Raw genomic sequence first — 12,711 nt, forward strand, 5'->3', positions numbered from 1 at the left:
CAAGTGTAGATATCAATGCAAAAGCCTGCCAACTAACATGGGTGGCTATTAGTTACTGGCTAAAATTGTTAAGGAACGAAACACAGACAACTGTATTTTTTCAGATAAAATAGCTTGTTAGGTAACTTCACTGAGGTTTGGGTTTTCTTGCAGCAAATTAGTCAAAGGCAAAAACAACGGATGTGGAAGGTCATCTAATTTACACCATTTCCACTGCTTACATTTATCTGGTTCACTAACCTGAGGCTCACCATCTGTACAAGAGGCAAGGACAAATAACGTCACATAATGCTTATTCTCTTTTTCGAAAATGTCATTTGTAAAACCTAACTTCTTCATCGAGTCAACGACTAAACCTGTTTCCTCGAATGTTTCACGTTTTGCACACTCTTCAATGCTCTCACCCAATTCAAGATGCCCGCCTGGTGTGGCCCAAGTATGAGCCCCATGAGAACCGATGCGTTCTCCAAGCAGAATGAGGCCTTCCCGTAGAATAACCGATGCAACTCCAACTCGTACTTCTTTGTTCATTTTATACCCTTTATTGAACGGTCAAGTTGCCTAACACCCTTTTAACAGGCAAAATATAGTTGACTAAAACTGGAACAAAGTGACATAGGCCAACTTAACTTTATCCTTATTTAACAGCTTGTTATAGATTCTTAGCCAAAAAGTAAGTAGTGTGCCCTTTTGGTATGTTTTCTAGTTCACCATAAACACGGTAACCTAACTTTTCGTAAAATGGCTTAGCTTGAAAATCTAGCGTTTCTGTACGAATTTGGCTAAGACCTTTTTCTTTTGCGAAATCTTCTAGTTGATGCATTAGTTTTGATCCAACACCACTACCTCTCATTCCTTCTGACAACCAGAGCAACTCAAGGACACAGTAACTCCAAACTACACTTGCTTGAATCCCACCAACTATATCGCCACTGTCATTTCGCACAATGAGAGCAAAACGAAACCCCGAATCAAAAGCACCATCATTAGGCAAAAATGGCTCATTGAATGCTGCAATACCATCACCGATTGCTTTCAGCTCTTCTTCTGAAGGTGAAACTGATAATTCTACTTTCAATTGATACTCCATCACTAAAACCAGGGTGAGCTGTAACGATCGTGGTTCACTTAAAGTAAGAAGAAAGTAAGAAGCCACCCATTTTAAGATTCTCTCTCAAACTCACCTTATGCGGTTTGAGAAAAACACGCTAAAACTGTCACTCTAAACAGTTATATGACTGAATAACCCGACAAACCTAACACAACGGTGAATTTTGTCATCAAACGCTCATAACAGAACTACAAAGCCCCCCTCTAAAGATATTCTCGAAAGATTGGCCAGAGTAATTATCTATTCCACATAAAAACGCCCTTCTCACCGTGCGACTCACACAATGATAAAAGGGCGTATCTTCAAGGCCTGCTTGTAAATAAAGAGTGAGTAGAACGAGGTCTAGGCAAATTACATCCATCTGAAAAAGCCAGTTCGGCATCTGATAGGTAGGACACCTGAATGCCTTGAATGCAAGGACGCATGAGAAAGACCTAGCCTGTCACTCAAAACGCTCATTCGACCTTCGCCTTGCCTCCTGAACATCCAAAATCGAATCTTTCAAGTGTAGATGTCAATGCAAAAGCCTGCCAGCTAACATGGGTGGGCTATTAATTACTCTAATCTTGTGAAAAATTAACTATGCCACGATACAGATTACAATTTCATATATTTCACATCGGTTTCACACTGCTGCCAATACGCTTATTTTCTCTATATTGAAAAAGGGAATACTATGCGTTACCGATATTGGCTTACTTTAACTCTGCCAATGTTTATCACTACTGCATACTCAACAGAAACAACCTCTTCTGAACAAGAATTTGAGCAAAAAATAGAACAGGCCATTGTTGAGTTTGAGCAAACGCCGAGAGAATATTGGTCTTATCAACTATCACGTTATGAAAATGAAGAAGGTGATATTACCCAGAGTATTGAGCGCTATACGCCAGCTGCGGACATAGATAATCCTTGGGTGTTAGTCAGTGATAATGGCGGGGTTCCTACAGCGAAAGAGCAAGAGAAGTTCGTTAAGAAAAAACGCAAACAGGCGGAGAGTAAAGGAAGTGGCGGCAATTTTTCGCTAAAACTACGAGAGCTAATCAACCTGGATGAACTTCAGCTGGTTACCGATGAAGATAACCTTATTATTATGAGCTTTCCCGTGCAGCTAGCCAGGTTGGGCGATGATGCCGTAGGCAAGCTGCAAGGGAGATTAACTTACAACCAGCAAGAGCAGTTCATAGAGGAGATAATGATCGTCAATAGTGCTGAGTTTTCACCGATGTTTAGTGCATCTATTTCTGAGCTCACGCTGACCTTTAGTTTTATTAAGATTGATAGCGCCGTTTTACCTTATCAGCATAAGATGGACATGAAAGGACGCTTTGCTTTATTTTCCGAAATAGATGAAACCTCCACAGATACCTATTCAGATTATCAGTATGCCGGCAAGCCAGATAAGAGTTTAAGCAAATAAGCAGCTAAACAAATGCGATTGATATTTTTGTGCCCTGGTGACTCGATACGTTTAGTTGCCAGCCTTGGTGTTCACACAAGCGTTTGACAATAGATAAACCAAAACCATAGCCCGTGCTTTGACTCCCTTTTACAGCGGGTTCAGTGATATGTGAAGTGATTGATTTTTCAATTCCTGGGCCCGTGTCTTCAATGACTAACTTCTTATCAACAAAGCGAATATTAACTTCACCTAAGTCTGTATATTGAAAGGCATTACTCAGTAAATTATCCAGCAATACTTTTAGCATTCCTTGTTGAGCAAATACGCTCGCATCACAATTATCATCCACTTTTACTGCAACAGATTTTTGTGCCAGTAAATAGTGGTGATCCAGTATCGCTTGTTCTATCAATGGCAGCAGCTTGACTGAATCTTGAACTGCATTGGTGTGCTCTTCTCTTGCAAGCACGAGTAAGGTGGTTACCGTCTGTTCCATCTGTATCGTGGCGTCAGCTATGCGATCGATGAGACGGTGGGATTCATCAGTAATAGGGTTTTTCTCTTTATAAAGCTCAACTGCATTTTTAACGATGGCCACCGGCGTTCTTAATTCATGGCTGACATCGCGAGTGAAGCACTTTTCTCGTTCTAACGCCTGACTTATTTGGCGCATCGATTGCTCAAGGGTACGTGCCAAAATACCAATCTCATTATTCGGGTAATTGTGAGCGAAACTGTCAGGAATATTCTCGGGGGCAACGCCATCAACCAGCTCAGCAAGATCCCGCAGTGGTTTTGCCGTTTTTCGGCCAAGCAGCCAAGCTATCAAACATGCAATTAATGTTAACGCTATGCCGCTGTATACTAAAAACGTTACCACTTCGCCACGAATAGGACGCACTAATAATTTTTGGCTTACTTCGGCTACCAGATAAGTTCCCGGGTATTGTGGAAACTGATACAAGTGGTAATGGCGCCCTTCTTCACCATAAAACTCAGCCCGATTCAGTTGATGGATAGATTGTTGTTTTAGATCTTGAGGAAAACTGTCTTTTGAGAAATGTAGCGTTAGATAATCATGTCTGATTATCGGCCACGCCCCGGTTTTTTGGTATTCACTGCTGAGATAACTAGCCTCTTGGGTAACTTCTCGTTCAATAAAAGTGTCTTCGATGCTGTATAAAAGCACAAAACTAAACAAACCATAAATAACTGACATTATTAAGGTGAAGATACAAAACTGGGCGACGATTCGCCTGCTGAGACTATGGAATTTCACCGAGCTATTCTTCATTGTTGATATCCAAAGTAAAACCAATACCATGTACCGTTTTCAAGATCGGATAATCAAACGGTTTGTCCAATACATTACGTAACTGATAAATATGAGAGCGCATTGCATCGGACTCGGTAGGTTCGTCGCCCCATATTTTTTGCGATAAAACTGAACGGCTAACCACTTGTGGGTAAGCCTCTGCGAGTTCTGTCAAAATACGAAAGCCCATGGCATGCAAATTAAGCACTTTTCCATCACGCGTGGCCTGTTGTCGCTTTCGATCAACGCTTAAACAACCTAAGGTGAGTATGTCGTTAGTCTGCAATAGGTGACGTCTGGAAAGCGCTAAGCATCGAACTTCAAGTTCTTGTAAGGAAAAAGGTTTTGTTAAGTAATCGTCAGCCCCAGCTGTAAAGCCAGACACCTTATCTTCGATACTATCTCTTGCTGTTAACATTAATATGGGGATGTGGCGCGCCGACTTTGCTCGTATTTGCTGGCAGACTTCAAGACCGTCCATCACGGGTAAGTTCAGGTCGAGTATGATCAGGTCATAGTAATTTTCTAAGGCGAGATCGAGCCCATGCTGACCTTGGCCGGTAAAGTCGAATACATGGCCTTTCTCTTCCATGTACTCAGATATGTTGCGTGCGACACTGAGTTGATCTTCAACGAGTAATATCGAAAGTGAAGCAGGTTTACTTGTCATAGCAATTTCCAAACATGGTTGGTTAAACTCCCGACATTCCAATTCCAGGCAAAAACACAAAAGACAAGTTCCTCAATCTTGGCTGTCGAGGCACCTGTCTCATTGCTATATGTCTATTGTTAGAATGCTGTTTGTAACATGTCTAACGCGGGTTTGAAATCAGGTTTAGTTATTAGTAGTTGATTGAGCGTTGCTTTAGCTTGATCAACCTTGCCCAATTTATGCTGTGTCTTAGCGATTTGCATATCTAATTTCGGATTATTAATTGTTTTTTGCGCAACTATCATTAACGTTAATGCATGTTCAAATTGCTGATCCGTTTGTGATGACTTTTGATAATAGAAACCATACATGCCAACGAGTGGTAGTTGATACAGCTCGGGTTTACTCGCCAGTTCATTAATCGCTTCAGTCTCTCCTGACAGAAACTTAGCGATGACCGTCATGGTTTTATCTTCGCTATATTGTTCAGCATCAACCGGGGTTAATCCCAGGCTTGTTACCAAGGCTGTTGCGACACCAACAGTAGATACCGGGTTTTGCCCTGTGATTAGGCGGTCATCAATCGCAACATGGCTTAACATCATATCACTCGATTGAAATTTAGCGCCGCGTTCAACGAGTTTATCTTCCAACATGAATTCGAACTTGCTTAACCATTTTTTGCCAAATAATTGCTCTTCTTGGTTGGTAAAACTATTAACCGCCTTATTGGCAACCAGGTAGCTACCGTCACTTAACTTTACATCAACTAACGCCGCTGGCCCGTGGCACACTGCCGCTACAGTGCCTTTTTGTTGATAGATGTTAGCAATGGCTGTTTTTAATGCTTCATCTTTAGGTAAGTCAAACATGGCGCCTTTACCACCAACAATGAATATTGCATCGTAATTTTGCGCGTTAAGTGCTGTGGTTGCTAATGTGTTGTTCAGCATTGCCATCGCTTCAGCATCCGCTAACACTTTGGCATTATAAGGTTTGCCTGGGTCATATTTGTCGGCAACAACTTTGCCGCCTTGGGGGCTTGCCACATCAACCGCAATGCCATTGTCCCTAAATACCCTATAGGCTTTGGCAAACTCATCAAATTCATAACCCGGTTTTGGTTCACCTTGCTGCTGTCCATAGCCACTTATCACCATCACAATTTTCTTAGTCTCGGCGGCAACACCAGGCTGTATGGATATAGCGGTTAATGTGATAAACATCGCCAGCTTAATTGTCAGTTGTTTGGTTCGTTTTAATAGGGCTTTCATCAATATCTCCTCCAATGATTTATGCACAGTGTTACGGCTTCACCGTGAAACAGATGTGAAATAGTTAAGCCTCAGACATTAATGTTCGCACCGAGCTGCGCAAACTATGCCTACTGGCATAAATACCGAAGCAAGTAACCGAACATAAAACGAGCGAAAGCGTAAGCAGCAACCAGATAAAGTCAGGTTGATAAGTCAACGAGAACTGAGACTGATAGATCAATAATCCGGCTATGTAGGTGCCCAATATTGCCCCGGCGGCTGTAATTCCCGCTGTAACTAACCATTCAATAATATTGAGTTTAAAACAGGTACCCCTCGTAAAACCGAAGCTCATGATAATGCTGTTTTTCTTTTTTTCTTTTAATTCCAGCGCATTAACCGATGCGAGAATAACAACACTAGCCAGTAATATAATCATCAGCGAAAACCCGCTAATCACCTTAGTGATCATGGCCAGAATGTTATCGAACCGAGCAGTCATCTCTTTTAGCGACGTCATACGCAATGTGGGGAATTTTTGCCACAGCGGCGTCAACAGATGAAATTGCTGATCATTTAACTCCATACTCGCCATGTTGAAATGAGCCCCATCAATATGCGCGAGTGCCGCAGGTGGCATCTGCACCCAAAAGGTCATAGAGCCGCCACCGGGTTTAAATTCATGACTGGCGGCTATGGTAAACTTGATACTTTGCTGGCCAACAACAAAGGTTAGCGAATCGCCAAGGGTTAACCCCAAATCTGTCATTATCTCCTGTTCGATTGATACCTGTTGCCAATCTTGAGTGTTGCTTTGCCACCATTGCCCACTAACAACACGATTATTGGCCGGAATAACCTGAGTCCAATGCAGTCGAATGGCATTGGATAACGTGGCTAAGCTATCGCTGGGTTTTTGCGTAAACGCAGCTAAGCTTTGCTCATTAACTGCAATAAGCTTGGCGTACATATAAGGTTTACTCTGACGAATGTTTATGGCGTTTTGCTTCGCCCAGGTTTGAATATGGGTCATTTGACCTTGAGTTGCCTGGGAGACAATGACGTTACCGTCGTGCTCTCGTTGGTAAGAGGACATGCTGGCCCCCAGGTCTTTTAGCAGCATTAAGGTAAATAACAACATAAATGCAGATAGACCCACGCCAATGATCTGTGTGCTCTTACTGAGAATGCGCTGTTTCATCATAAATAGCGCAAAAGGAATCAACCCCGAAATCTGCTGAGTGAGCTTCTCTCCCAGGGTCAGAGAGCTCCAACTCATGATTATCATTAACCCTATGGTAATGACGATTGCGCTGACCATCATCAAGGTTAGCAGGCCGTTATCTGAATAGCTTACCGCAACGCCTGATAGCACCAGCACGCTACACATTTTACTGAACCAATGGCTGAGGCCGGAATTGTTGTTATGAAATAATCTGCCGACTGAGTTTTTATACAGAGAAAACCACACCGGTGCGTGAAATACGGCGAAAACAAGCGAAATAGCAGCGACAGATCTCACAACGGGCCATAAATCCCAGCTCCATTGCAGGTCAGAAAATGTGCCTCCTAACCAGTTAACAATCGACCAGTGAGCTGCGATTGATAACAGTAAAACGGCTGGCAACAAGGTAGCAATGCCCAATAACCACTTAAACATCGACACCTGAACCCCTGTGATTTTAGAAGCGCCCAGGCTCATACATATGGCCGAAAAGTACTGGTCTTTTTTCATATGTATTTGGGTTAACTGCTCAATAGCGATAGCTGCCATAAAAAACAAAATGATGGATGCCAGCCCTAAAAAATTCTCGGTTCGTTGCCAAAACAGGGCGAGAGGATGATTGCCCTTCTTGTGATAAACCTGTGCTGCGGGTAAGTATTCTTGTTGCCACTTTATCAGCTGGTTCGTTTGTTCGGTATCGGCGTTAACTAAGTAGCGGTGGCGGATAAGCTCTGCCGAAAACCCTAACCCGTTCATGTCTGCCGGATTAATCATGGCGCGCATAGCGACGCTATGCCCTTCCATTAATCGGTCAGGTTCGTGCACCAGCACCCGAGACACGATAAAGTCCTGCCCTGCGATGACGATCACGTCACCTATATTCAATGACAAACTTGCAAACAATCGAGCGTCTAACCAGATATCTCCAGTATTGGGGCCACCTTTGGTTACTTGTCCCTCTCCGTGCAGAGTTGTCGCCGTTAATAACTCTCCCTGCAAAGGATAGCTATCATCAACGGCTTTTAGTTTCGCCTGTTGCCATTGAGCCCCATGGGTCAGAGTCGTGCTAACTTGTTGGGTTGTCGCTATCTTATTGGTTAACTTTGACAGGGCTGATAGCTGCTGTGGTGTCAGCATTTGCTGCTGACTGATCACCGCATCGGCGCCCAGTAAACCCTGTAAATTATTTTGCAGATAATCTTGTATGCTGTTACTCGTCAAGCTTAGCGTGATGATAAATATCATCAATATGCCTTGTGTCCAGCGTAACAATCTCTGATAGGATGCCGATTTTTGTTGTTGAAAAAAGTGCCACGCAAGCTGAATATTTTGGGATAACATTATGCCACCTCAACATTTGCCAGCGGGTTATTAAGTTGGCCATCGGCTAATGAGAATACCTGTTGAGCACGATTGGCCAGCGCGTCACTGTGGGTAACAATAACCAGCCCAGCGTTATTTTCCCGGCAGCAATCAAACAAAATATCGGCAATACTGGCCGCGCTATCTTTATCCAGATTCCCTGTTGGTTCATCGGCAAAAATAAAATTTGGCTCGAAAACGAGCGCCCGCGCTATCGCCACACGTTGTTGCTCACCCCCACTTAATTCACTTGGCTTATGATTTTCTCTGTGTTGTAAACCAACCTTTTCCAGCCATATCTTTGCCTTATTCATAGCCCGCTTATCACCTCGCAGCTTTAACGGCAATGCCACATTATTTAGTGCGGTGAGCTCCGGCAACAGATGAAACTGTTGAAAAATAAAGCCAATGTCTGTTTTTAAATAGGCTAATGAATGGCTTTGGCCATTTTTTGAATAGATTCCCTGGCCTGAAGTTGGCTGCTCTAAACCAGACATCAACATTAATAAACTTGATTTACCAGCTCCGGAAGGTCCCGTAATCGCATAAGACTTACCTTGCTCGACTCGCAAATTTAGATTGTTAAACAAGGTTACTTTTGATTGAGTAGCCTGAAAAGACTGACTAATATTTTGTAGTTCAATGTAGCAAGACATGATTAAGACTCTATTTACTAAGCTGTACCGCCAATGTAAGTAGAGACTTGTGAAACGGATGTGAAATTGATCTATGGATTGCCCGGAATAGTTATCGACACCGCATAAAAACGCCCTCCTCACCGTGCGACTCACACAATGTAAAAGGGCGTATCTTCTAGGGCTCTCTCTAAATAAAGGGTGAGTAAAGCGAGGTCTAGGCATCCTTGCCAACTAACATGGGTGGCCAATTAGCTTTTTTGTCCGCTTGAAAACTTTTTAGCTATTTGATGAAGGAATTTCTCTGTTCATATGTCGAAACCATTTTTTTAGAGTAAGATTTTAAATCCGTAAGATATTCAGAAATATTTTTCGCATTTTCAATATCTGCATCATGCTCTATCGTGGTTTGATCAATTGTTAATACAAAGGCAGGTTGAAATTCAGATTGATATGTAACTTTTGTAACCAATCGGATTTTAGCATCCTTTACCCAAGTCACACTTTCAATAGATAAAGGATCTTCTTTATTTTTTTCTTTTTGTTTATTGATCTTTTCTATCATGCTTACCAAATCATCGTAGGCTGATGAATAAAGCTCTTTGGTATTAGCATTTACAGCTGTTGATGGCCCTTCATCGTCATTAAAGGTCACCTCATAGCTTGAAGTTAGCGTCTCACGATAGACTTTACCAAGTCTTACCTTTCCGGATGATAATTCGATTGTATTACCAAACTGCATATAATTTTGAATCTGGTCCATGCTAAAAACAGCAGCCGATACAATTATACACCCGCCTAAAACCAACATTCGTTTCATATTTGTCCCTTACTTCCCTGATAGTTACTTTTGATTGTCAGCTGCACTTTGTTCGTTTAAAGGCCTTATTGAACGAAGCCGCTTCGCGGCAGAAGCAACAACGACCAAGTCATCCATCTAAAGATTTATGCCCGAACACATTCCGTCTGAATTAAGAGTTAGCACTCTGAGACGTACACTCTAACCGTTTATATGACTGAATAACCTGACAAACCTAACACAAAGGAGAAATTTGTCATCAAACGCTCATAACAGAACTACCAAGCCCCCTCTAAAGATATTCTCGAAAGATTGGCCAGAGTAATTATCTATTCCACACAGAAACGCCCTTCTCACTGTGCGGCTCACACAATGATAAAAGGGCGTATATTCCAAACTAACCTGACTAGAACGAGGTTTAGGCATCCTTGCCTCCTGAAACATCCAAAATCGAATCTTTCAAGTGTTGATGTCAATGCTCGCCAACTAACATGGGTGGCCTATTAGTTGGATATTATGTCACTGTTTTGCAAATGCAAATGTCACAATCTCTTTTAAAGTAGCTTCACACCTTGCAGTGAGTTCGACTTTGCCATCAATATAATCTCGAACACGTTTCCATGAGTTATAAGGCTTATCGGTTGATTTAGCTTTTTCACCCTCTACTTGATCCCATAAAACATGTTCAAAAGTATCATCAACCAAGAAAACACTACCAGCATTTGCGACAGAAGCAATTTTGGCATTGGCCTTGAATGGGTGAATTGCTGCTTTCTCTAACAACTCTGCATCAGAAAGGTTTTTACGATCAGTATCATGGATTACACGATAGTCTATTTTTAGTGCATTCAATACCTTTATCAAGGCAGTAATTGTCCATTTACCACCCGCAGATATAACAGTGGTGTCCTTATCAAGACTGTCTTGAACATCTAATTTGTTCGCAAGCTCGGAAATCATACTGAAAACTGCGACCTCAGTGTCGCCTTCAACAATCACTACTCGTTTAGCAAACAAGCTTTCACAAACAGTTGGGTGGAAATCTAACGCGGCCCTCAATATATCTCTTTCGTTATAATCTTCAGTGGTCTCAAAAATGGTAGAAGACACTTGATGTACAGCACGAGCATTCCCAGCGTTTTTCTTTATGAGCTTCAATGATTCGGGTTTGTCAGCAATATTAATTAAGAAAGGAGAGTGTGTTGAGCAGATTACCTGCCACTTAGGTGACTCTGAGCGTGTTTGCAGAGTATTTTTAAGCCTACGCATTAAGTGGGGATGAATGTATAGCTCTGGTTCTTCATATAGAACCACAACTGTTCTTTGATCCCCTTGAACAGATGATTCAACCTCTGCATTTGCTTCTAGCATTGCAAATGCTAAAGCTCTCTGCACACCACTTCCTTGATACTGCAAGCTTGTTTCTATTTCGTCGTCAATTAGGAAAGTAGCAGCTTTCATAAACAAAGGTTCAACATCTATGTCACCAACAGCGAGTTTTACCTTAGAGTCAAAATCTAATATCTGGTTAAGTGTTTTTGATACTTCCCCCAAGGCGTCTCCTAACCCCTCAATTTCAGAACCATCTTCAGCTTTTCCCTTTAACTTATCTTGCAGTTCCGTAGCTTTTTCGATGTAAGCTGAATAGCTTTCATCTCCTTTTACTTTCGGAAATAGCTTATTAGTAAATAAGAACGAAAAAGGACTATTATTTGTAGCCTTCAACTCATCTTCTATTTTAAAACTTGCCGGAACATACATCACATGAGGAACAGCTTGCTGTAGAGAGTTAGCGAACTTTTTGACATGCCAATCCTTAACAGAGCTTACTAATTCAGGCAAATTTTCAGCGATGTAAGACTCTAACTCTACTTGTCTCTCGTTAAACTCTGCTGCTTTTGTAATACCTAGCTCTTTGAAAATAGGTTTACACACTTCATCAGCTTTGGCCTTAGTAAAATTGAGTTCCGACCACGGGTACTGCGTTTCAACGCAGTACACCGAATATTCATAAGAATAATCGGTTTGCTCAGCGTTCCAGCATGCTGACATTTTTACTTTTAAATAGTCTTCGTGTAGCAAAGTTGAAATTGCTGACTTTCTCTTTTCCCAATCTTCAAGGTCTCCAAATTCACAGATAATATCCATAACTTCTTCTGACGCTTGCTGAGCAGGCCAATCTTCTAGCTTCGGTTTTTTATTATCTAAAACTAAGTGTATCGCATTGAGGATAGTTGATTTACCGATATTATTTGGCCCAACAAGAGTTGTGAAGTTCTCAAGGTCAATTTCGGCAAATCCGATACCACGAAAGTTGTTAATTATTAGTTTTTTTAATTTCATTATTATTACCTACTGACGTACTACTTAAAATGACATAATGATCATGGTTCATAAGCCGCAGGCCTCATGTAACGAGTTGTTCTTACTCTTTATGAGTTAATGCCGGAGAGAGGAGGTTGTCGCTACTCTATCCGTGAGTTTACTTTCCATATCCATTGCCATGCTGTTGGTACATAACTGAAGCTCCCGGCGACATGAGGGAAGCAACGCTTATTTACCTGTGTTTTTTCTGCAAACACATGCATTTAGTTACCTGAAATTACTCCCCTTTTTATCTTACCTCAATAGCAAAACCTGCATAATTAACAATTATCTGACTAAAAAATCGACCAGATCAAATATGAGGAGTTAACGATATAAGGCTAAATTGAAGAGATAACTTAAAGGTGTAGATGCGACTGAGAGCTTCGATGGCAAGGCGAGGTTTCACAAGGTGAAACTCTTCGAGCGAGAGATAGGGATATCGAACTGGCTGTTAAACATGGACGTTGTTTGTCATCGTCGAGCCCACAGCGCCGAAAATGTTCCCTACATTTTACGGCATTCCCACCATCCATGGCGGTCAGATATATTCACAGCGAGCCACAGAAGTATCTGCACTTTAGGCGAGC

10 protein-coding genes and 1 pseudogene are annotated in these 12,711 nt (G+C 41.9%); 1 reads left to right on the forward strand and 10 read right to left on the reverse strand.

The features are described from left to right. Positions 1–117 precede the first annotated feature (117 nt). Together SSED_RS14225 and SSED_RS14230 are read right to left on the reverse strand one after the other, a co-directional pair. The gene (locus SSED_RS14225; RefSeq protein ID WP_012143053.1) at positions 118–531 is read right to left on the reverse strand and encodes a nucleotide triphosphate diphosphatase NUDT15; all 414 of its coding nucleotides are present in this window, start codon (positions 529–531) and stop codon (positions 118–120) included. Positions 532–652: 121 nt separating this feature from the next. Next, the gene (locus tag SSED_RS14230; RefSeq protein ID WP_041421708.1) at positions 653–1,078 is read right to left on the reverse strand and encodes a GNAT family N-acetyltransferase; all 426 of its coding nucleotides are present in this window, start codon (positions 1,076–1,078) and stop codon (positions 653–655) included. 709 nt (positions 1,079–1,787) lie between these two features. On the opposite strand from SSED_RS14230, the gene SSED_RS14235 reads away from it, so the two are divergent. After that, positions 1,788–2,531, forward strand: coding sequence for a hypothetical protein (locus tag SSED_RS14235; RefSeq protein WP_012143056.1), 744 nt, complete (start codon positions 1,788–1,790; stop codon positions 2,529–2,531). Positions 2,532–2,535: 4 nt separating this feature from the next. Here SSED_RS14235 and SSED_RS14240 read toward each other — a convergent pair whose 3' ends face one another. The 8 genes and pseudogenes from SSED_RS14240 to SSED_RS14270 all read right to left on the reverse strand — a co-directional run bounded on the left by SSED_RS14240 (position 2,536) and on the right by SSED_RS14270 (position 12,100). After that, a complete protein-coding gene (locus SSED_RS14240) occupies positions 2,536–3,807 on the reverse strand; it encodes a sensor histidine kinase (protein ID WP_012143057.1) in 1,272 nt (423 codons plus the stop codon). Next, positions 3,797–4,498 (reverse strand): response regulator transcription factor, encoded by a 702-nt coding sequence (locus SSED_RS14245; protein WP_012143058.1) that lies wholly within the window; start codon positions 4,496–4,498, stop codon positions 3,797–3,799. Before SSED_RS14245 ends, SSED_RS14240 begins: the two co-directional genes overlap by 11 nt. 119 nt (positions 4,499–4,617) lie before the next feature. Next, positions 4,618–5,754, reverse strand: coding sequence for a type 1 glutamine amidotransferase domain-containing protein (locus tag SSED_RS14250; RefSeq protein ID WP_012143059.1), 1,137 nt, complete (start codon positions 5,752–5,754; stop codon positions 4,618–4,620). 64 nt (positions 5,755–5,818) lie between these two features. Next, on the reverse strand, positions 5,819–8,302 hold the full coding sequence (locus SSED_RS14255) for an ABC transporter permease (protein ID WP_012143060.1): 2,484 nt from the start codon (positions 8,300–8,302) through the stop codon (positions 5,819–5,821). Next, positions 8,302–8,979, reverse strand: a complete 678-nt coding sequence (locus tag SSED_RS14260) for an ABC transporter ATP-binding protein (protein ID WP_012143061.1) — start codon at positions 8,977–8,979, stop codon at positions 8,302–8,304. The genes SSED_RS14255 and SSED_RS14260 overlap by 1 nt, the downstream gene beginning before the upstream one ends. Positions 8,980–9,241: 262 nt before the next feature. Further along, entirely contained in the window at positions 9,242–9,778 is a 537-nt protein-coding gene (locus SSED_RS14265; protein ID WP_041421709.1) for a ribonuclease H family protein, read from the reverse strand. Between the two features lie 279 nt (positions 9,779–10,057). Continuing rightward, positions 10,058–10,183: pseudogene (locus SSED_RS24995) on the reverse strand (transposase); the annotation flags it as partial. A 93-nt stretch (positions 10,184–10,276) separates the two neighbouring features. Beyond that, complete coding sequence (locus SSED_RS14270; RefSeq protein WP_012143064.1) at positions 10,277–12,100, reverse strand: ATP-dependent nuclease; 1,824 nt, start codon at positions 12,098–12,100, stop codon at positions 10,277–10,279. Positions 12,101–12,711 lie beyond the last annotated feature (611 nt).

This window comes from Shewanella sediminis HAW-EB3 (genome assembly GCF_000018025.1).
In the GTDB taxonomy this organism is placed as follows: domain Bacteria; phylum Pseudomonadota; class Gammaproteobacteria; order Enterobacterales; family Shewanellaceae; genus Shewanella; species Shewanella sediminis.

Excerpts from the sequence above, each read along its gene's own strand:
- SSED_RS14225 (WP_012143053.1), bottom strand. The coding sequence starts at position 531 with ATGAACAAAGAAGTACGAGTTGGAGTTGCATCGGTTATTCTACGGGAA.
- SSED_RS14235 (WP_012143056.1), top strand. The coding sequence starts at position 1,788 with ATGCGTTACCGATATTGGCTTACTTTAACTCTGCCAATGTTTATCACT.
- SSED_RS14240 (WP_012143057.1), bottom strand. The coding sequence starts at position 3,807 with ATGAAGAATAGCTCGGTGAAATTCCATAGTCTCAGCAGGCGAATCGTC.
- SSED_RS14245 (WP_012143058.1), bottom strand. The coding sequence starts at position 4,498 with ATGACAAGTAAACCTGCTTCACTTTCGATATTACTCGTTGAAGATCAA.
- SSED_RS14250 (WP_012143059.1), bottom strand. The coding sequence starts at position 5,754 with ATGAAAGCCCTATTAAAACGAACCAAACAACTGACAATTAAGCTGGCG.
- SSED_RS14255 (WP_012143060.1), bottom strand. The coding sequence starts at position 8,302 with ATGTTATCCCAAAATATTCAGCTTGCGTGGCACTTTTTTCAACAACAA.
- SSED_RS14260 (WP_012143061.1), bottom strand. The coding sequence starts at position 8,979 with ATGTCTTGCTACATTGAACTACAAAATATTAGTCAGTCTTTTCAGGCT.
- SSED_RS14265 (WP_041421709.1), bottom strand. The coding sequence starts at position 9,778 with ATGAAACGAATGTTGGTTTTAGGCGGGTGTATAATTGTATCGGCTGCT.
- SSED_RS14270 (WP_012143064.1), bottom strand. The coding sequence starts at position 12,100 with ATGAAATTAAAAAAACTAATAATTAACAACTTTCGTGGTATCGGATTT.